This is a genomic window from Deltaproteobacteria bacterium (assembly GCA_016178705.1).
Classification (GTDB): Bacteria; Desulfobacterota; Binatia; order HRBIN30; family JACQVA1; genus JACOST01.
Genome location: JACOST010000011.1, coordinates 288,262 through 306,999, shown reverse-complemented (window position 1 = coordinate 306,999; position 18,738 = coordinate 288,262). Strand labels below are relative to the sequence as shown.

The 18,738-nt window shown below is 64.7% G+C and carries 19 protein-coding genes; 12 read left to right on the top strand and 7 right to left on the bottom strand.

What is annotated here, in order from left to right; translation table 11 throughout:
* Positions 1–45 precede the first annotated feature (45 nt).
* The 4 genes from HYR72_07190 (at position 46) to HYR72_07175 (ending at position 1,985) form a co-directional block, all read left to right on the top strand.
* The gene (locus tag HYR72_07190; GenBank protein ID MBI1814744.1) at positions 46–462 is read left to right on the top strand and encodes a hypothetical protein; all 417 of its coding nucleotides are present in this window, start codon (positions 46–48) and stop codon (positions 460–462) included.
* A 139-nt stretch (positions 463–601) separates the two neighbouring features.
* Positions 602–1,075 (top strand): hypothetical protein, encoded by a 474-nt coding sequence (locus tag HYR72_07185; protein MBI1814743.1) that lies wholly within the window; start codon positions 602–604, stop codon positions 1,073–1,075.
* Between the two features lie 93 nt (positions 1,076–1,168).
* The gene (locus HYR72_07180) at positions 1,169–1,603 is read left to right on the top strand and encodes an LLM class flavin-dependent oxidoreductase (GenBank protein MBI1814742.1); all 435 of its coding nucleotides are present in this window, start codon (positions 1,169–1,171) and stop codon (positions 1,601–1,603) included.
* A complete protein-coding gene (locus HYR72_07175; protein ID MBI1814741.1) occupies positions 1,485–1,985 on the top strand; it encodes an LLM class flavin-dependent oxidoreductase in 501 nt (166 codons plus the stop codon). Before HYR72_07180 ends, HYR72_07175 begins: the two co-directional genes overlap by 119 nt.
* Here HYR72_07175 and HYR72_07170 read toward each other — a convergent pair.
* Positions 1,975–2,958 carry an NAD-dependent epimerase/dehydratase family protein gene (locus HYR72_07170; protein ID MBI1814740.1) on the bottom strand — a complete coding sequence of 328 codons (984 nt, stop codon included), beginning with the start codon at positions 2,956–2,958 and terminating at the stop codon, positions 1,975–1,977. The genes HYR72_07175 and HYR72_07170 overlap by 11 nt on opposite strands.
* A 251-nt stretch (positions 2,959–3,209) precedes the next feature.
* Here HYR72_07170 and HYR72_07165 point away from each other — a divergent pair, with 251 nt between their 5' ends.
* The 4 genes from HYR72_07165 (at position 3,210) to HYR72_07150 (ending at position 6,451) form a co-directional block, all read left to right on the top strand.
* Positions 3,210–4,325: an S-(hydroxymethyl)glutathione dehydrogenase/class III alcohol dehydrogenase gene (locus HYR72_07165; GenBank protein ID MBI1814739.1), complete on the top strand. Its 1,116-nt coding sequence runs from the start codon at positions 3,210–3,212 to the stop codon at positions 4,323–4,325.
* An 88-nt stretch (positions 4,326–4,413) separates the two neighbouring features.
* The gene (locus HYR72_07160) at positions 4,414–5,268 is read left to right on the top strand and encodes a hypothetical protein (protein MBI1814738.1); all 855 of its coding nucleotides are present in this window, start codon (positions 4,414–4,416) and stop codon (positions 5,266–5,268) included.
* A gap of 132 nt (positions 5,269–5,400) precedes the next feature.
* Positions 5,401–5,934: an archaeosortase/exosortase family protein gene (locus HYR72_07155; GenBank protein ID MBI1814737.1), complete on the top strand. Its 534-nt coding sequence runs from the start codon at positions 5,401–5,403 to the stop codon at positions 5,932–5,934.
* Positions 5,912–6,451: a hypothetical protein gene (locus tag HYR72_07150; protein ID MBI1814736.1), complete on the top strand. Its 540-nt coding sequence runs from the start codon at positions 5,912–5,914 to the stop codon at positions 6,449–6,451. Before HYR72_07155 ends, HYR72_07150 begins: the two co-directional genes overlap by 23 nt.
* 141 nt (positions 6,452–6,592) lie before the next feature.
* Here HYR72_07150 and HYR72_07145 read toward each other — a convergent pair whose 3' ends face one another.
* Genes HYR72_07145 through HYR72_07135 form a run of 3 tightly spaced genes read right to left on the bottom strand, consistent with a single transcriptional unit; the run spans position 6,593 to position 9,277 of the window.
* Positions 6,593–7,714: a MaoC family dehydratase N-terminal domain-containing protein gene (locus HYR72_07145; protein ID MBI1814735.1), complete on the bottom strand. Its 1,122-nt coding sequence runs from the start codon at positions 7,712–7,714 to the stop codon at positions 6,593–6,595.
* A 48-nt stretch (positions 7,715–7,762) separates the two neighbouring features.
* Positions 7,763–8,467: a TetR/AcrR family transcriptional regulator gene (locus tag HYR72_07140; GenBank protein ID MBI1814734.1), complete on the bottom strand. Its 705-nt coding sequence runs from the start codon at positions 8,465–8,467 to the stop codon at positions 7,763–7,765.
* 27 nt (positions 8,468–8,494) lie between these two features.
* Complete coding sequence (locus tag HYR72_07135) at positions 8,495–9,277, bottom strand: enoyl-CoA hydratase/isomerase family protein (GenBank protein ID MBI1814733.1); 783 nt, start codon at positions 9,275–9,277, stop codon at positions 8,495–8,497.
* 169 nt (positions 9,278–9,446) lie between these two features.
* On the opposite strand from HYR72_07135, the gene HYR72_07130 reads away from it, so the two are divergent.
* Both HYR72_07130 and HYR72_07125 read left to right on the top strand, forming a co-directional pair.
* Positions 9,447–10,568: an amidohydrolase gene (locus HYR72_07130; GenBank protein ID MBI1814732.1), complete on the top strand. Its 1,122-nt coding sequence runs from the start codon at positions 9,447–9,449 to the stop codon at positions 10,566–10,568.
* 24 nt (positions 10,569–10,592) lie between these two features.
* Positions 10,593–11,360 carry an SDR family oxidoreductase gene (locus HYR72_07125; protein ID MBI1814731.1) on the top strand — a complete coding sequence of 256 codons (768 nt, stop codon included), beginning with the start codon at positions 10,593–10,595 and terminating at the stop codon, positions 11,358–11,360.
* 80 nt (positions 11,361–11,440) lie between these two features.
* Here the strand turns inward: HYR72_07125 and HYR72_07120 are convergent, their stop codons facing one another.
* Both HYR72_07120 and HYR72_07115 read right to left on the bottom strand, forming a co-directional pair.
* Positions 11,441–12,748, bottom strand: coding sequence for a phenylacetate--CoA ligase family protein (locus HYR72_07120; protein ID MBI1814730.1), 1,308 nt, complete (start codon positions 12,746–12,748; stop codon positions 11,441–11,443).
* Between the two features lie 554 nt (positions 12,749–13,302).
* Positions 13,303–14,574, bottom strand: coding sequence for a hypothetical protein (locus HYR72_07115; GenBank protein ID MBI1814729.1), 1,272 nt, complete (start codon positions 14,572–14,574; stop codon positions 13,303–13,305).
* Between the two features lie 472 nt (positions 14,575–15,046).
* On the opposite strand from HYR72_07115, the gene HYR72_07110 reads away from it, so the two are divergent.
* Positions 15,047–16,552: a carboxylesterase/lipase family protein gene (locus HYR72_07110; protein MBI1814728.1), complete on the top strand. Its 1,506-nt coding sequence runs from the start codon at positions 15,047–15,049 to the stop codon at positions 16,550–16,552.
* 190 nt (positions 16,553–16,742) lie between these two features.
* Here HYR72_07110 and HYR72_07105 read toward each other — a convergent pair whose 3' ends face one another.
* Positions 16,743–17,324, bottom strand: coding sequence for a VOC family protein (locus tag HYR72_07105; GenBank protein MBI1814727.1), 582 nt, complete (start codon positions 17,322–17,324; stop codon positions 16,743–16,745).
* A 342-nt stretch (positions 17,325–17,666) separates the two neighbouring features.
* Between HYR72_07105 and HYR72_07100 the strand changes: the two genes are divergently transcribed.
* Positions 17,667–18,599 carry an LLM class F420-dependent oxidoreductase gene (locus HYR72_07100; GenBank protein ID MBI1814726.1) on the top strand — a complete coding sequence of 311 codons (933 nt, stop codon included), beginning with the start codon at positions 17,667–17,669 and terminating at the stop codon, positions 18,597–18,599.
* The last annotated feature ends 139 nt before the right edge of the window (positions 18,600–18,738 follow it).

The window sequence follows — 18,738 nt, the reverse complement described above, 5'->3', positions numbered from 1 at the left end:
GGGTAAAGAGAGCGCACGCGAAGGGCCTTGTCGAGAAGGGACCGCATGAGAGTGATACATCTGGAAGTGCTGTTGGTTGTCGCGGCCAGCCTGCTGCTGCGCAGTGCGCCGGTTGCCGCACGCTCCGACGAGGTGATGACCGATGAGCAAGTCGCCGCGAAAGTCGTGGTGCGCGACGTGCGCGTGCGTCAGGGTGTCGTCTCGGGGCTGCTGGTGAACCGGTTGGCCAAGCCGTTGCGCGATGTCCGCTTGCTCATTCGCTATCAGTGGGTGTGGGCGAACGAGCGCAAGCCGGGCGACGACAACCCGGGCCGGGTCGCGTACTACACGGTCCACGAGGAAGTGCCGCCGGAGATTTCGGTGCAGTTCACCTACAACCCCGAGCCGCCGCTGCCGAGCCGGTCCGACGGGCACTTCGACACTTCGGTGGAGATTGTCGGCTACACCGAAGTCGAGAATTGAGAGAGACCTTCGGTAGCCGCAGGCTTCAGCCTGCGCTTCGTCCCTCAGTTCGTTTCTGGCAATTCCTTTCTTGACATGTCCGGATGCGGGCTTCTATGCTGAGTGCACATTGCGATCACTAGCCGATTGGGAGGACACGATGAGCAAGAAGAGATTTGGATTGTTCTTGATTGCGGCCTGCCTCGCGGCGGGCAGCGTCAGCGCGTATGCAACCAACGACCCCGTGTGCATCAAAGCGGCGAACGACAAACGCACGAGCTGCATTCATGACTGCATCGATCAACGCGGCGAAGACGCGGCCGTCTGCCGCAATGTCGATCCGGCCTGCGCCGCGAAGTGTCGCGACGACCGTGCCGTCTGCGTGGCCCCGTTCATCGCGGTGCTCGATGGATGCCTCGACGATTGTCACACCAAGTTGGTCGCTGACAAGGCCCTGTGTCCACCGCCGGGAGATCCGGCTCGCGACGCGTGCATCGATACGGCGCAGGCCGCGGCTTTCCAATGTCGCGACACTTGCCGCGAAAATCAGGCTGTTCGTGATGGCTTGAAGGGTTGCCGCAAGGTGTTCCGTGCGTGCCTGGGGCTCTGCCCACCGCCGCCCCCGGCCCCGTAAGCATCGGCTTGTCCTCCCGTCGCGCGCGCAGTGGCCGCGGGGCTGCTGCGCGCGCTGGTCGCCCCTTGTTCCCATTCTGCGACCGCAACTGCAATGAAGCTTGGCCTCTATCTTCGTAACATGGGTCCGCAGTCGACTCGTGCGACGCTGCTGGAGTGCGCGCACGCGGCGGAGGCGGCGGGGATCGACGACCTGTGGGTGGCGGATCACATCGCCATCCCTCCCGACGACGCCGAAGGTTCGGGCGGGCGCTATCTCGATCCACTGGCGACGCTGGCGTATCTCGCCGGCGCGACCACTCGCATCGGACTCGGCACCGGCGTGCTCGTGCTGCCGTACCGACCGGCGCTGGCGACGGCAAAATGGCTCGCGACGATTCAAGAACTGTCGGGTGGTCGCCTGCTGCTGGGTGTGGGCGCGGGCCTGGATGGACGCGGAGTTCCGCGCCGTCGGTGTGCCGAAGTCGCAACGCGGTGCGATCACGGACGCGACGCTTGCCTTCCTCAATCAGTGCTTTGCCAACGATGAGGTCGAACTGAACGGCCAGCGCTTTCTGTTTCTGCCGCGTCCGGCGCGTCCGCCTATCTTCGTCGGTGGTGCGCCACCGCACGCGCTGCGGCGCACGGTGCGGTACGGCGACGGCTGGATGCCGATGGGCGGCGATCCGAAGCAACTCGCCCCCGCGATCCGCAAGCTCCACGCCGCTGCGGATGCCGCCGGCAAGGCCACTCCGGAAGTCGCCGTGATCACCACGCTGCCACTCGACGACCCCGGGCACGTCGCTGATCAGGTTCGCGCCCTCGCCGACATCGGCGTCACGCGCATCATCCACGGGTGGCGGTACGCAGACGCGGCGGCGTTCGCGCGCGCCGCCGACGCTCTCGCCAACTCGGCCAATCTCATCCACTAACGGATAACGTTTGCAACCACGCGACCGTGCGCGCAACCCCGTCGTCGAATGAGACCAGCGGCGTGAATGCCAGCACATCCTTGGCGCGCTGCATCGAGAATCCTTGGCGGGTGCCGAGCAGCTCGACCGCGGTGCGTGTCAGCAGCGGTCGCCGTGATTGCCGCCGGGCGTGGGCCAGCCATTCCATCGCTGCGCCGATGGTGTAGGCGACGCCGCGCGGCAGCGAGTACTTCGGCATCGGCAAATCGAGGCCGCGGCACAGCGCCGCGAAGTAGTCGCGCCAGGTGTGGCCGTCGTCGTCGAGGCTGTGGAACACCGTACCGACCGCGGCGGGATGCTCGAGAGCGAGCAGAATCAACGCGACGACGTTGTCGACGTAGACGAGGCCGGCGTTGACGTGGCCGCCGCGGATCAGCGGCGCGCCGCTGCGAATTGCGACGACGATTTCGACACCGAAGGTCTGCGAGCGCGGGCCGTAGATGCTGCCCGGCCGGATCACGCTGACCGGCAAGCCGGCTTGTCGCGCGGCCCACACATGCCGCTCGCCGGCGATCTTCGTCGAGTTGTAGGCAAAGCCGCGGTCGTGATACGGCGTCGTCTCATCGAGTCCGTCGCGATCGGGATAGCCGTAGACATCGACGGTGCTGATGTGAACGAAGCGGTCGAGTCTCGCGCCGCGACAGGCGTCGAGCAGTCGCGCGCCGCCGCGGTCGTTGGCCTCGCGAAAGTCTTCCCACGCTCCCCAATCGGAGGCGAGCGCGGCGCAATGAATCACGGCGCGACAGCCGTGTACGGCGTCGCTGAGCCGGGTGCGCGCGCTGAGATCGCCGGTAACGCACTCCGCCCCGCGCTCGACGAGCCAGCGCGCTGCGTCAGGTCGCCGCACCAGCAGCCGCACGCGCTCGCCGCGCGCCAGCAACGCTTCGGCAAGGTGGCTGCCGAGGAATCCGGTCGCGCCGGTCACCAGAATCATCGCAACTCTCTATCACAGAGGCGTTGCGCAAAGGCGGCCCCTCGATACGCGGCCCCTCGATACGAAGCGTGCGACTTCTACTCGGGGCCGCTACTCGGGAAGCGGTCTCTTTCTCTCGGCGGGTCGAATACCCGTTTGCCCAAGTAGATCGCGAAGCGATCGCATCGAGGGTCGGCTTGTGCCAGGCCGGTACGCACAGTGGCGTCGCGCTGCGGACGGTTGTAAGAAACGCCGCGCGACGGGAGGAAGTGATGAAGGTCCAGGCCGCAATTTGCTGGGAGCCCAAGACACCGCTGGCCATCGACGAGATTGAACTTGCCGGACCGCAGGCCGGCGAATGCTTGGTGCGATTGGTCGCGACCGGTGTATGCCACACCGATGCGTACACGATGAGCGGCCGCGATCCGTCGGGACTATTCCCGGCCGTGCTCGGTCACGAGGGCGGCGGCGTTGTCGAAGAGATCGGCGCCGGCGTGACGTCGCTGAAGCCCGGCGACCATGTCATCCCGCTCTACATTCCCGAGTGCCGCAACTGCAAGTTCTGCCTCAGCGGCAAGACCAATCTGTGCGGCGCGCTGCTGCCGACGCAGGGCAAGGGGCTGATGCCGGACAGCACCAGCCGCCTCTCGTACAAAGGTAAGCTGCTGCATCACTACATGGGCACATCGACGTTTGCCGAATACTGCGTCGTTCCGGAAATCGCATTGGCGAAGATTCGTGCCGATGCGCCGCTGGAAAAAGTCTGCTTGCTCGGATGTGGCGTGACCACCGGCATCGGCGCGGTGTTGAACACCGCGAAGGTGCACGCGGGCGCATCGGTCGCGGTGTTCGGACTCGGCGGCATCGGCCTTTCGGTCGTACAAGGTGCGGTGATGGCGGGCGCCATGCGCATCATCGGCGTCGATACCAACCCGAGCAAGTTCACCCTGGCGAAACAGTTGGGCGCCACCGACTGCGTCAATCCGCGCGATGTGCCGAGCATCGCCGAAGCGGTAGTCGAGATGACCGCTGGCGGTGTCGACTTCTCGTTTGAGTGCATCGGCAACGTCGAGGTGATGGGGCAGGCATTGGCGTGTACGCACAAAGGCTGGGGGCAAGCGATCGTCATCGGCGTGGCCGGCGCGGGCGAAGAGATTCACGCGAGGCCGTTCCTGCTGGTCACCGGTCGCAGTTGGCGCGGCACCGCGTTCGGCGGCACGCGCGGCCGCACGCAACTACCGCAATACGTCGACTGGTACATGGACGGCCGCATCAAGCTCGACGAGTTTGTCACCCACAGGATGCCGCTAGCGGACATCAATCGCGCCTTCGACCTGATGCATCATGGCGAGAGCATCCGCAGCGTCGTGCGCTACGATCGGCATTGAAGCGCCCGTCGGCTCGCTTGGCGATTTATTGTTGACGCGACTCTCCCTCTGAGGTTACAGTCGAACACCTTTTACGGGGAGGGCTCGTATGGCACGTCGTCTTTTTTGGTCGGCTATTTTCGCGACGTTGTGTGTTCCGGCGCTTGCGCCGCCGGCATTCGGTTCGTTCCACCTGATGAAGATCGTCGAGGTGTTTCCGGGAACATCGGGCAGTCCCAATGCGCAGTACGTCATGCTGCAGATGTACTCGGCCGGCCAGAATCTCGTCTCCGGCCACTTTCTTCGCGTGTACAACGCGACCGGGGGAACCGTGGCCACGTTTACTTTCGGTGCCAATGTCGGGAACGGTGCGACTCAATCAACGATTCTCATCGCCACCGCGGAGGCGGCGACACTATTCGGCATCTCGAAGGACCTTACGATGACGGCGGTGTTGCCATTGGCCGGTGGTGCGGTCTGCTTTGACGCCATCCCCGCCGATTGCGTCTCATGGGGCAACTTCACCGGTGATGGGTCACTGCTGAACACCGCGGGTACCCCGTATGAGTCCGACTACGGCCTGATCCTCGGCCACGCCATCCGTCGGGACATTAGCGGGGGCACTTTCCCCACTCTGCTTGAGGCATCTGACGACACCAACAACAGCGCAGCTGACTTCGACTGTGCGAACACCGCGATGCCGAAGAACAACGCGGGGAGCAGCGGGTCCTACACGGATGGAACCCCGTGTCCAGTGTGCGGCAACAACGTGAAGGAAGTGGGCGAGGTGTGCGATGGCACCGACGCCTTTGCGTGTCCGGGGCTGTGCGTATCGTGCAACTGCACGGTTGCCGGGGTCGGCGCGCTCAAGGTGCCGGCCACCCCGATCTGGGGATTGGTCGGGTTTGTCGGCCTAGTTCTACTTTGTGGGTCCGTACTGGTGCGTCGGGCGCGGAGTAGCTGACGGTGCTTCCGCCCGAGGTTTCAGGCGCGCCGGTGATTGCGCCGGGCGGCCTTGGAATCCTCCTGCTCGTAAGCGGTGTCGCGTCGTTCGGGCGTTGTGAACGAGCGCACGCGTAGGCTGCGCGAGCGTGTTGTGCAGCCCGTGCGAGGCGCGGCATCGCCGAACATGTTGGTGCTGCGCTTCGCGCTGGCGTTCTTCGGGCTCGTCTTGCTCTTCTCAGCTTTGGTGCGGGTTGACATCGGCCTGCTCGATGGGGTCGCCACTGGGTGGCTGACGAATCACGCGGCCGCTGCGGTGGCGGCGGCGCTGCGGTCGCTGGGATTGCCCGCGGTCGATCTCGGCAATCAGATCACGTTGGATGCTTCCCGGTTCGAGATCGTCGCCAACTGCACGGGCATTGAAATCGTCGGCTTGTTTGTGGCCGCGACCCTGGCGTTCCCCAGCCGCTGGCGTGATCGGTTCAAGGGACTCGCGATCGGCGTGCCCGCGCTGATCGGGCTGAATCTCATTCGGATGATGAGTCTGATCTACATCGGTGCGCATTTCGCGCGGGCGCTCGACTACGGGCATCTGTACGTGTGGCCGATGCTGTTGCTGGCCGCCGCGCTGGGTATGTGGCTGGCGTGGGCGAGGAGTGTCGCCGGTGGCGAGCGTCTGGTGGGTTAGCTTTCGATTCCTCGCGCTCTACACGCTGTTGCTGGGCGTCTGTGGGAACCCCCCGGTGCAGCCGGTGATCGGTCGGGCAGTGGCGTCGGTTGCCGCGGAAATTTTGCAACTGAGTCTGGGGCGGCCGATTGAGTCGTCTCTCGGCGCTGGCACGATGGTCCTGACGGTGCCCGAGTACGACGACGCCGAAGCGGCCGAGACGGAGATCGGAACGCTCGAACACATTCGCAACCTCGCGCTGTTCTTGGCCGTCGTGTTGGCGGCTGCCAAGGTACGCGACCGCCGCTTGGTGATGGTGGCGGTGATCGGATCGCTCGGACTGATCGTGCTCGACGGGGCCATCGTGGCTGCCGAAGCCTGGCTGAATCTCTCTGACAGTGTGGGATTCAACCGCGCCTACGAAGTCCTTGCTGTGCTGAGCGTCTACCACGCCACCGGCGCCGCCGGTATGTTTGCCGCGCCGGCGTTCGTCGGCGCATTGGCGGTGTTCGCGCTCAATCAACCGCGGGCGACATGATCTGCGCACGACTTCTCGTGTTCGGGTAGGGGCGACGCATGCGTCGCCCGCGAACTGGCACCGCGGTCTGGAGGAAGACAGGGCGATGCATGCATCGCCCTACGCTACGGACGAGGATAGGCAGAGCGACCCAGGAACTCACTATCGTCGCGGCAACTCGGCTTCGCAGATGGCCTTGGCCGTCACTTCGTCGCGGTGGTTGACGCACTCGACGTGGCAGCGCACGTAGGCTTTGCCGTCGCGCTCGAATTTCTCGGTGACGCGACCTTGCACCCAGGTCACGTCGCCCATGTAGTTGAACTTGCGGTATTGGGCTTCGATGCGCGTGAGCAGACCGTTGTCGCCGATCCAGTCGGTCATGCCTTGGATCAGCCACGAGCAGCGCTCGGGGCCGAGGTCGTAGGCACCGGGTAAACCGAGCAGGCGCTGTGTGAAGGCGTTGTCCCAGTGCACGCGCTGCGGCGGCTCGGGCACGCCTTGCTCGTTCGGAATCATCAGCGCCGGATGTTTCGCATAAAGATTGGCGGCGACTTTGTTGCCGACCAGGTAGACGCCGAAGTACGACTCGAAGGCGATCTCGGCCGTCGGCGTCAGCGGACCTTTGATGATGCGATTGAGTTTGTCGCCGACTTTGACGTCGTCCCAGTAGCGCTCGACCGTGCGCTGCTGCGTGCGATACTCCTCCATGAAGCGCTCGATGTCAGCCGGCGTCCAGTGCGCGAGTTGGATGTCGCCGTATTTTTTCTTCTCGCGGGTCTTGGCGCGCTCAATGCGAATCCAGGTGTCGTTGCGCACGCCAAGGTAGGCGTTGTTCTGATCGTAGTACTTGGCTTCGTAGGTTTGGTAGAGCGAGCGGCCGTCGCCAAAGTTGCTCGGCTTCTCGACCACCTCTTTCAGATACGACTCGGCGCGAATCTTATCGCCGAGTTTCACCGGACGCGTCCACTCGTAGAGCGAGCCGGTCCAAATCGAGTGCACCCCGGGCAGGCCTTCGGGCAAGCCGCTGTGGCCGACAGCACGCAGGGTGTCCATGCTCTGCACGATGATCGGCGGCGCGATGATGGTCCCCCAACGCGATTTCTTGGCGTAGTCGTCGTCAAGATAGAGCGGGTTGAGGTCGCCGATTGCGTAGGCGAGGTGATAGATGGCGTCGCGGCTCGCCTCGGTGCGCCACGGGCGGCGGCCGGGAAATCCTTGTCCGACGCGTTCGCGGATTTTGGCTATGCCTTCGTCAGTGATCTGTCCGGCTTCGGTGCTGGCCATGCGGGTATCTCCTGTTGCGATGAGATGAAGTGATGCTGCGAGAGTTCGTTACTGAGTCGTACGGGCGGGGCGTTTGCGCCCGCTGTTCGTAGAGGTGCCGAGCAGGCGGGAAATGGCTTTCTCTTGAAAGCGGCGTTGCACCGCCAGCGCACGGGCGGAGAGCGCGTCGTTGTTCCGGCCCATGAACGCGTTGAGTGCGGCGGCGTTGGTGAAGTACGCGAACACCATTCCGAACAGACCGAGCGCGAGGTGTGGCACCTCATCGGGATCCCAACCGGCGCCGTCGGCGGTTTCGCGGATGACGGCGAGTCCTTGCAGATACAGCGGCGTCAGCCAGCGCCCGATCAGTTTCTGCACGCTGCTGCTTTCGTCCAGCAGCGCGCGTTGCAGCAGACGCGCGAGGTGCGGATGGGTAGCGAGATGGGCGGTCATCTTCTCGACCGTGGCATGAGTGTGATCGGGTTGCAGCGCGCCCGGGTGCCAGGCTTCGGCGAGGGTTTGCATGATCGGCCGCAGCCCGCGTTCGAGCACCGCATCGTAGAGCGCCTGCTTGCTCGGGAAGTGATTGTAGAGGCTCGGCGCGGTGAGGTTCATGTCGCGGGCGAGATCACGCAACGCCACGCCATCCACGCCGTGGACGGCGAACAGCCGCTCGGCGGTGTCGAGGATCACTTCGCGCGTCGGCTGGGCCGACTCGCGCCGGCCACTGCGTTTGGCGGCGCGCGGTTTGGTGGTCGCGGCGCGATTGGTCACCCGCGTTAGCTAGAAAACTAACAAGCGTTAGTCAAGCGCTCGCGTCCATTTCGGCGGGCGCTTTTGGGCAAACGCGGTGAAGCCTTCGCGCACTTCGTCGGAGTCGAGCGACTCGGCGAACATCGGGAAATCGATCGGCGGCAACTGTCGGTTGATGTCGCGCTTGAGCGCGGTGCGCGCGCGCGGACCGGTTTGTCGCACCCACTCGATGGTCTCGGCTACCGCGCCGTCGAGCTGCACGTGCGGCACCACGCGCGAGATCAGCCCCATCGCCAACGCCTCGGCAGCGGAGAAGTACTGCGCGGTGAACAACAGGTACTTGGCGCGCGCAACCCCGATCCGGCTGGCCAGGCGTGCGCCGAGATAGCAATCGGCCACGCCGCGCAGCAGTTCGGGCACGCGAAACTGCGCTTGGTCGGAGACCACGGTGATGTCGCTGGTCAGCGCCATGTTGAGGCCGCCGCCCTGACACATCCCGTTGATCGCCAGCAGAACGATTTTGGGGCAGCGCTCGAATTGCACGAACGGCAGCAGATCGTAGCGATCGGTTTCGCGATCGATCGGCGCCCCGCCTTCGTGTTGTCCGGCCATCTCGCCGCCGACGCAGAAATACTCGCCGGTCGCGGTGACGACGAGCAAGTCGACGTCGGCGTCCTTCTCGGCCAGCACCGCGGCTTTCTTGAGGCCGTGATACATCTCGATCGTCAGCGCGTTGCGGCGCTCGGGCCGATCGATCACTACCCGCAACACACCGCTCGCTTTGGTGGCGTGCAAGTACTGCGAACCGAGATCAACAGTGTGGGGCTTCATGCGTCACCTCGCAGCGCGCGCTGTAGCAGAACGGGCTCGCGGAAGTAACCGATCCGACCGATCGGCCCGATCGGTCCGATCGATGTGTGACCTCGGTCACCGTTGGGGCTTGAACCAGCCACCTGTCCTCGTGTACTAACAATTGTTAGTCTACAGCGAGGAGACCCCCATGGCGCGCCAGTATCATCTCATTTCCGCGGATTCCCATATTCTCGAGCCGCCGCATCTGTGGACGACGTACATGCCGAAGAAGTTCCACGACAAGGTACCGCGCGTCGTGCCCGACGGCGAAGGCGGCGAAGCCTGGCAGTTTGCGCCCAACATCCCGCCGGCGCCGATCGGCATCTACGCATCGGCCGGACGCAAGCACGAAGACGTGCGCTGGACCGGCGTGACCTTCGCCGCTGCGAACCAAGGGAACTTCCGGGCCGAGCCGCGCCTTCAGGAGCAAGACCAAGACGGCGTCGACGCCGAAGTGCTGTTCGGTTCCGCGCGCATGATGAGTCACTTCTTCTCCGATCCCGATCCGGAATTTCAGCTCGCCGGCGTGCAGGCCTACAACAACTGGCTCGCCGAAGAATTCGTCAAAGCCGCTCCCGATCGTCTCATCGGTCTCGGCGCCATGCCGGCCTTGAGCGTCGAGGCGGCGATCAAAGAAATGGAGCGCTGCCTCAAGCTCGGCATGCGCGGGGTGTGGCTCAACACGATGCCCAGCGTCGGTTCGACGATTCGTCCCGACGACGATAAATTTTGGGAAGCCGCACAGGCGCTCGGCGTGCCGGTGCACTTTCACGTGCGCATGATGCGCCAGGTGACGAAGCCCAAGCCGAAGGGTAAGCGAGGCGACGACCTAACTGGTCTCGCTACCGTCGGCGCCGCCGACTTCATCATCGACATGTCCGAGATCATCACGTCGGGCGTCCACGACCGCTTCCCTGATTTGACTTGGGTTGCCGTGGAAACCGGATCGGGCTGGATCCCCTACGTACTAGAACAACTCGACGATCGCTGGTGGCGCAACCGTTCGTGGCTGCCGGTGAAGCTCAAGCACGAGCCGAGCTTCTATTATCGGCGCAACTGGCGCTCGTCGATCATGATCGATCACTACGCGGTCAAGAACCGCCACATCATCGGCGTCGACAACCTGATGTGGTCGACCGACTACCCGCACCACGGTTGCGATTGGCCGGAGAGCAGGCGCGTGGTCGACGAGATGTTCCGCGAAGTCGTCGCCGACGAGCGCCACAAGATCTGCGCCGGCAACGCGGCGAAGCTGTATCGATTGCAGTAGGCAGAGGGCAGTAGGCTGGGGGCAGTGGGAGTCATTGCTGTCACCGGGTCTGCTTCCGGCATCGGCGCCGCGACTAGGGCGCGATTGGAGGCAGTTGGCAATCAAGTCATCGGCGTCGATCTCGTCAACGCCGAGGTCATCGCGAATCTTGCCACGCCGACCGGCCGCGCCGAGGCGATCGCCGCCGTTGATCGAGCGAGCCGTGGCTGCCTCGACGGACTCGTTGTGTGCGCGGGAGTGGGTCCGCAAACCGAACCGTTCTCGAGGATCGCGTCACTGAACTATTTCGGCGCGCAGGTTTTGTTGGCTGGCTTGCGTAACGCGCTCGCGGCGGCGAAGCCCGCGGCAGCCGTCGCCGTGTCCTCCAACTCGTCGACACTTCCGGGGATGGATACCGCGCTGGTGGCGGCGTGTTTGGACGGCAACGAAGTCGAAGCCCGCCGACTGGCGGACACCATGGATGGGCAACGGGTCTACGGCGGCTCGAAGCTGGCCCTCGCACGCTGGGTCCGCCGGCAAGCACCGACGACTGCGTGGGCCGGCGCCGGTATCCGGTTGAACGCCGTCGCACCGGGAGCGGTCACGACGCCGATGCTGCAAGCCGGACTCGAACACCCGGTGTTCGGTCCCGCGATTCGCAACTTTCCGATCCCGACCGGCACCTTCGGCAAGCCCACCGACGTTGCGGCGGCGATTGCGTTCCTGCTCAGCGACGACGCGTCGTTCTGCTGCGGCAGCGTGCTGTTCGTCGACGGCGGTACCGACGCGATGTTTCGACCGGACACGTACTAGCTGCTGGCACCATCTCGGTCAGAGCATGCCCGCAAGCAATACGCAGCGGACGCCGTCGCGGTCCGTCAGCCGAACCTGGCCTACTCGTCAACCACGCGCGCGGCCTTGTACGCGAAGCGCGGGACGGAACCCTTGGTGACGAGTTCAAGCCGCAAAGTGACGCCGAGCTTGTCTCGAAAGCGATCGCCAAGTCGCTGGCTGATGCCGCTGGTGTCACTGAGTTGCGCCGGATCGTATTCGAGGCGTACGTGCAGCGCGTTCGCGGCTTGCTTGTGCCGGACGACTTGGTATTCGGCCGATGGCGTCGAGATCTCGGGGAACTCGTAGAGCATGAGCGCGACATCGATCGGCAGAATCTCGCGTGCCCCGACGGTGACAACATCGCGCACGCGGCCTTCGTAGAACAAACGGCGATGCGTCTCGCCGCACGGACACGGCTTCATGTTCCATCGCACGACGTCTTCGAGATCGTAGCGCAGCAGGAAGTTGTCCTTCTCCAACACGGTGACGACCAGGTTGCCGCGCTCGCCGTCACCGCACGGGCGGCCGCTGTGGCGATCGATGACTTCGACAATCGCGAGGTCTTCGGCGAGATGCGCGCCATCGCGTTTGTCGCAGGCGCTGCCGAGTAGGGGCAGCGCTTCGAGCCCCGAGCTCGCCATCAGATACTGCTCCGACGGATGATCACCGGCGATGGTGAGGTTGAGATCGCGCACCGGATCGAGCCCCTGTTTGCGCGCAGCGTCGGCGTAGGTGGTCGCGACGTTGCCGAACAGCCGGTACATGTCGGGTCGCAAGCGACGCCACACTTCGATGACATCCTTGATGTGCTGCTCGCCCACCGGCGGACCCGATGGGATGTTGAGCGCGCCGAGCCCTTCGATGCCGTGGCTGAAATGCCAGCCGCCGGCGTTCATGCCGAACGGGTGAGCGTTGGCCAGGCTCATCCCCGGCCGTAGTCCCCAACGCCAGCGGCCGCGCGACGACGCGGTGTAGTCGACTTCGAGGTCTTTGCGCGTCCACAAGATCAGCGTGGGCTTGCCGCTGGTGCCGGTCGACGCGCCCAGGCGCACGGCGGCGCTCACCGGCGCGCCGCGATAGTCGCCGAACGGTGGATGCGCTTCCTCGCTCTGGCGCAGCTCGGCTTTGAGCGTGGTGGGAATGCGGTGGAGATCATCGAGTCCGCGAACATCCGCCGCGCGGCGCACGCCGGCGGCTTCGAGCTTGCGCTGAAAGAACGGCACCGGCGTCGACCACACGCGTTCGAGCTGCCGCGCGAGCCGCTGCGCTTGCAGGTGCTGCACCTGTTCCATCGGCATCGTCTGGATAGTGGGGTCGTAGTAGCGGCGGGCTTTGTCCGTTGCTGCGTGCTGTTGATCAACCGTCATCCGACGTTGCTCCTTGATTCGACGCCGGCTGCGCTCCACGCGGAGCGAGAGAAAACCGACGGCGCGGTTTTCTCTCGCGCTCTTTTTCGCGCCCGCTGCGCTCGGCTATAGGTTGCGTCACTGTGAGTCGGCCTCGCGCGAGTTTCGTCGGTATCCAGTCGAGCTACGCCACCAATGACGCGCTGCCAAACGCACACGGCGGCCTCTGCGCTCCTTGGATGCACTGCGCGGCGCGACTGTCTTCTTCTCTTGCCGGGCATCCGGCTCCAACGCTGAACCAGCGCCGTAACCGTCTTTTCCCCGAGCAGAGGGCGCCGATTGCGCGCAGCAGCGCGTCACGCGCGGTGACGTGACGCCGAGGGCGCGCAGCGCCAACGCGCGTGGCCGACTCACAGTGAGTGCCGCATTGCCCGGCTCCGAGGCCGGAGAGAGGAGCGCGAGGAGAGAACCAGGCCGCTGGTTCTTTCCTCGCATGGGCGCAGGGGCGAAGCCCCGCAACGAACGATGGCGAGAGTGCGTACTTCGCATTGAGAGAAATATCACGACGGCAGGGCTCACGACCGATGACGCCGATCGATCATCGCCTCGGCAAACCGCGGCGGACCGGCGGTGTCGGGGATCTCCGCCTCGGGCACCAGCTCGATCTCCATCTGGATCAACACGTTCGCCTTCAACTTCTCCGCGAGCGCACGCTTGAACGCATCCGCATCGGCAGGCGGCTTGGCGATGCCGGCGCGCAGCACCGCGCGATCGTAGCGCGTACCCTCGGGATGCTCGACGACGATCTGGAAGCGACCGATCTCGGGAAACGTGCTCGTCACCTTGTGCACCTGCGCGGGATGGATCAGCACGCCCTTGATCTTCTTAATCGCCCCGACTTGCCCGACGAACACGATGCGCAGCGACGGGTCGCCGCACGGACACGCCCCCGGCAGCAGCCGGAACGCGTCGCCCGGCGCGTAGCGCACCAGCGGCAACGCGCGCGGACCGAGTTGTGTCGCGACGATCTCGCCGACGCTGCCTGGCTCGACCGGCTCGCCGGTTTCGGGATCAAGGAACTCGCAGAACAGATCGCGCGCGTGCAGATGCATGCCCTCGTGCTCACGACACTCGCCGGCCAACGGACCGATCTGCGCCTCGCCGCAGTGATCGAACAGCTCGATGCCAAACGTGTCGCCCAACTCGCGCCGCAGTTGCGGCGTGAGTGCTTCCGCAGTGGAGAAGCCGACGCGGTAGTGCAGATCGCGCCGCGGATCGAGCCCCATCTGGCGCGCCGTGTCGCCAAGATTGCCAAGGAAGCTCGGCGTGCCGGCGTACACGGTGGCGCGCCACGCGCGCGCGACTTCGACCTGCAACTGGCTCGAGCCGGTGCCGCCGTTGATCACCAAGCAGCCGGATTCTTCGAAGGCGCGATGCAAACGCAGACCGCCCGGCATGATGTGGTACGACAGTGTGACGTGCGCGACGTCGCCCGGCCGCACGCCCATCGCAGTGATGGCTTCCTTCAACACCGGCGTGCCGCCGCGCTCTTCGGGCAAGCGCGGAATGAAAATCGGTCCCGGCGATGTGTGCAACGAGCCGAAGCGCTCGCGCGGCACGGCGAGGAACTCGCCGAGCGGCGGGTGCTCGCGCTGATTGGCGACGAGATCGGTCTTGGCGGTGCGCGGCACGCGGCGACGGAAGTCGTCGTAGCTCGACAGCGTAGCCGGGCGCACGCCTGCGCAATCGAAGGCGCGGCGATAGTACGGCGAGTTGTCGTACACCCACGCGAGCGTCTCGCGCAGCGGGGCGAAGTCTTCAGCAGCCGGCGGCCAGTGCATCGTCATCGTGGTTAACAGTTGTTAATCGGTGTGGTCAAGTGGCACGCGCCGCAGCGCAGTGTCTCAGCTGCACGCAACCGGAGTCGTCATTGCGAGGAACAGAGTGACGAAGCAATCTCGCCGCGCGGGGACTACAGCGTATGGCAGAGCGCGATACCCAGAGCATCGAGATTGCTTCGCCCCTCGCGGGGCAATGACGAAGCAAGAGGTCGCAGCGACTTTGCGCAAGCAGGCCCTCGATTCGTTCGCTTCGCTCACTACTCGGGCAAACGGATTTTGGGAGTCCGTGAAGAAACAACCGCTTCCCCGAGTAGCAGCCCAGAGCAGAAGCCGAAGGCTTCGTATCGAAGGGCTGCGTATCGAGGGGCCACTTCTTGTGAAAAGGGCACGGGGCCATTGCATCGGTTGACTTCATCACGACCGGATGAGGAGAATGCGCCTTCATTGCGGTTCACTCGAAAGGACAAGGGCGGAGAACATGGCCAACACGACCACCAAGACCAAACAGGGCGAAGTGCAGGGACGCGAGAAAGAGGGCGTTCTGCTGTTTGCCGGGATTCCGTATGCAGCACCACCGACGGGTGCGCGCCGGTTCCGCGCGCCGCAGGCGCACGATCGCTGGAACGGCGTGCGCGATGCGCAGCACTTCGGGCCGGCCGCGCCGCAGCCGCGCGAGGAAGGACTCACGTCGAGTCCGCAAGTGCGCTGGGATGAGGACTGCCTGACCCTCAACGTGTGCACGCCGGCGTGCGACGAGGCGCGCCGCCCGGTCTTGGTGTGGATTCACGGTGGCGGCTTCCGCACCGGTCAGGGCGCCATCCCCTGGTACAACGGGACCTCCTTCGCGCAGCGCGGCGACATCGTTACGGTCAGCATCAACTACCGGCTGGGTGCGCTCGGCTTCGCGCATCTCGAAGAGATTGGTGGCGCCGACTACGCCAGCTCAGGCCTCAACGGCATTCGCGATCAGATCGCCGCGCTGCAGTGGGTGCGCGACAACATCGCGGCGTTCGGTGGTGATCCGGAACGCGTGACCATCGCCGGAGAATCGGCGGGTGGGATGAGTGTCGGCACGCTGCTCGGCTGTCCGGCCGCTGCCGGACTCTTCCGCGGCGCCATCCCGCAGAGCGGTGCGGCGCACACCATGAGCAGTCGAGAGCAGGGCGTCGCTCTCGCGCGGCGCTTCGCTGCAGCGGCCGGGGCGAGCTCGATCGACGATCTCATCGCGGCTCCCGTCGACCGCATTCTCGCCGCGCAGATGGAAGTCGAACAGCAGTCGCGCAGCGGCGATCTTCGACCGCCAACCGGCACCGGTCTGGGCGGAATGCCGTTTCAGCCCGTGGTAGATGGGCACGTACTCCCGCAGCCGCCAATCGCCGCGCTGCGTGCGGGATTGTCGTCGGGCGTGCGGGTTTTGGTCGGGACGAACCGTGATGAGATGACGCTCTTCCCGCTCGGTGCAACCGATGAGGCTCGCCTGCAGCGCATCGCCGCGCGCGTGTTCTCCGACGGGGCCGCAGCGATCGCGGCGTATCGCAGCGAATGGCCGGGTGCTTCACCCGAAGAGATGCTGAACGCGATGATGACGGACCGTGTCTTCCGCATTCCCGCCGTGCGCGTGGCCGAAGCGCAGGCACAGAACGGCGGCACCGCGTATCAGTATCTGTTTACCTGGGAGTCGCGCGCGTTCGGCGGCCGATTGAAGTCCACCCACGCGCTCGAGATTCCGTTCGTCTTCAACAACCTCGCCCGCGCCGGCGCCGACATTTTCCTCGGCCCTGGCCCGACACCGCAACCGTTGGCGGACGCCATGCACGCGGCGTGGATCGCGTTCATCCGCACCGGCGATCCGGCTTGCGAGGCCGTCGGCGACTGGCCGGCGTACACACCCAAGCACCGCGCCGTGATGGAACTCGGGGACCGCATTGGAATGCACGTCGATCCTTACGGCGCCACGCGTGCGCTCTGGAATGACCTGCTGTGATGTGCTCGTCCAATGCCTTGATGCGCATAGTGCGATGAGGCACAGCGCTCGCTGCCGACCCGAGCGCGGCGAGGAGTGCGCACGACGCTGCGCGTAAATTAGTCGTTGCTACTGAACGTTTGAGCTCAGCCGCGTGCGGAGGCCGCAGGCCGTAGCACGTCGGCTGGAGCGAAGGGTTAGACGGCACTCTTCACGCTCTGCTGAACGCACCCCGAATTGGAGACACTGGCTCGTGCACTTTGCGTTGAAGATGGTCCGACATGGATACGCCCGCTTTCTTCTGAGCCAGCCAGATTTCAGGGTCGTATTCAACACCGATCGGATTTGCGGCAAGTCCTGGTCCTGACATGAACGCATTGGCTTCGTCGTTCGACTCAAAGCTGTCGACCTGAAACTCCATCTGGTTCCCATCAGGATCCGAGTAGTACATTGAGACCGTCACGCCGTGATGAACACACCAATAGGGGGTGATCCCCTGCGCCTTGAGTTGTTCGTAGTTGTCGAGCAAGTCATCAATGGACGAGTAGGTGTAAGCAACGTGGTCGACGCCAATCAGCCCCTTCTTTTCTGTCTCTGCTCCGTCCGGTTGGAGCACTGAAAGATTAGCGAATGCGAAGCGATGATGCTCGTCGTCGTAGGTTAGAAACGCCAGGGCGGGGTCTTGATGCTGGACTTTGGCGTCGAAGACAGTTCCGTACCAACGAAGCATTTCTTCGAAGCGGCGGGTCCGATAGACGACATGAACGAATTTCTTAGGACGGATGCGGGGCATGCTATTTCCTCCTTCGTTGGCTACGTGGGTAAGAGACTGCGGAGTGCGACCTGTGTCGGGCTTCGTGCGGTCTAACTATCCGCTCACCTACTTCGGCCTCTCCGCTTCAACGCGTGATAGACTGCAGGCTGCTGTCAGCCTATCACGCATCGCCTTTGCCACGCCCATCGTGGATCTTCCCGTGTTCGTTTCGCCGGTTACAACTGCGGGTACGGGTATCACCGACTGTGCAACCCTTGCAAGGCTTTGGCAGCCTATCACCGTGTTCCGAGCACCGAGGGTTGCAGCCTATCACGCAGTGCCCGATCGCGCTCACTTGCTCGGCGAGCAGCGGTGTGTCACGTGAGCGGCATGCGCTTCGGCATCGCGCTTCCGAACTACGGCCCACTCGCACAGCCCGAGACGTTGGTGCGGCTGGCGCGGCTCGCGGAAGAGTTGAGCGTCGATTCGGTATGGCTTAGCGATCACCTCGTGGCGCCGGTCGGGGTGTCGTCGATCTATCCGTTCGATCGCCGGGCCGACGCGAAGCCCGGCGACATGGGCGTGATCGAGAAGTTTTACGAGCCGATGATCACGCTCGCCTATCTCGCCGGGCACACGACGCGCGTGCGGCTGGGCATCAGCGCCTACGTGATGCCGATCCGCAATCCGGTGCTAACGGCAAAGCACGTTGCCACACTCGACGCTTTGTCGGGTGGGCGGCTGATTCTCGGCATCGGTACCGGCTGGCTGCGCGAGGAGTTCGACGCGTTGGCGGTGCCGTTCGAGCAGCGAGGGCAGCGCACTGACGAGTACATCGCGGTGTGCAAAGCGATCTGGAGCGGCGACGAAGCGCAGTTCGACGGCCGGCACTACCAACTCCGCCCAGTGCGCAGCGGGCCGCGGCCGGCGCAGCGCCCGCATCCGCCGCTGTGGATCGCCGGCAACTCGCACGCGGCGATCGAACGCGCCGCGCGCCTCGGCGATGGCTGGCACGCGATCGATCTCAGCCCCGAAGAACTTGCGCCACTGGTCGCGCTCCTGCGCGCGCGCGTTGCCGCACACGGACGTAAGCCCGGCGCCGTCACTGTCAGTTTGCGCAAAGGCGTGCTGGTGCGCGATGCGCCACCCGCCGCGCCGCGCCCACTCTACGGCGATCGCGCCGCAATTCAGCGCGATCTGGCGGCATATCGCGCGGCCGGACTAGACTATCTCATCGCGGGCATGCGCCAGGCGAAGTCGGCCGACGAAGTCTCAAGCGCACTGGCGGAAGTTGCACGCGCCATGCGCGACTGAGCAGATTTTTGGGGCCGAGACGCGAGTGTCGTGTCTCGCAAATGTCCGCAACATCCGATCTTCTGTGTGTGTAGGGGCGATGCACGCATCGCCCTCCGTTCAAGCCGCGGTGGACCGGCTAATTCGCGGGCGACGCATG

Bases quoted from the DNA above. Each gene is read 5' to 3' on its own strand.
- HYR72_07115 (MBI1814729.1), bottom strand. From the start codon at position 14,574: ATGACGATGCACTGGCCGCCGGCTGCTGAAGACTTCGCCCCGCTGCGC.
- HYR72_07105 (MBI1814727.1), bottom strand. From the start codon at position 17,324: ATGCCCCGCATCCGTCCTAAGAAATTCGTTCATGTCGTCTATCGGACC.
- HYR72_07160 (MBI1814738.1), top strand. From the start codon at position 4,414: ATGGCACGTCGTCTTTTTTGGTCGGCTATTTTCGCGACGTTGTGTGTT.
- HYR72_07145 (MBI1814735.1), bottom strand. From the start codon at position 7,714: ATGGCCAGCACCGAAGCCGGACAGATCACTGACGAAGGCATAGCCAAA.
- HYR72_07165 (MBI1814739.1), top strand. From the start codon at position 3,210: ATGAAGGTCCAGGCCGCAATTTGCTGGGAGCCCAAGACACCGCTGGCC.
- HYR72_07185 (MBI1814743.1), top strand. From the start codon at position 602: ATGAGCAAGAAGAGATTTGGATTGTTCTTGATTGCGGCCTGCCTCGCG.
- HYR72_07120 (MBI1814730.1), bottom strand. From the start codon at position 12,748: ATGACGGTTGATCAACAGCACGCAGCAACGGACAAAGCCCGCCGCTAC.
- HYR72_07180 (MBI1814742.1), top strand. From the start codon at position 1,169: ATGAAGCTTGGCCTCTATCTTCGTAACATGGGTCCGCAGTCGACTCGT.
- HYR72_07130 (MBI1814732.1), top strand. From the start codon at position 9,447: ATGGCGCGCCAGTATCATCTCATTTCCGCGGATTCCCATATTCTCGAG.
- HYR72_07110 (MBI1814728.1), top strand. From the start codon at position 15,047: ATGGCCAACACGACCACCAAGACCAAACAGGGCGAAGTGCAGGGACGC.
- HYR72_07135 (MBI1814733.1), bottom strand. From the start codon at position 9,277: ATGAAGCCCCACACTGTTGATCTCGGTTCGCAGTACTTGCACGCCACC.
- HYR72_07170 (MBI1814740.1), bottom strand. From the start codon at position 2,958: ATGATTCTGGTGACCGGCGCGACCGGATTCCTCGGCAGCCACCTTGCC.
- HYR72_07190 (MBI1814744.1), top strand. From the start codon at position 46: ATGAGAGTGATACATCTGGAAGTGCTGTTGGTTGTCGCGGCCAGCCTG.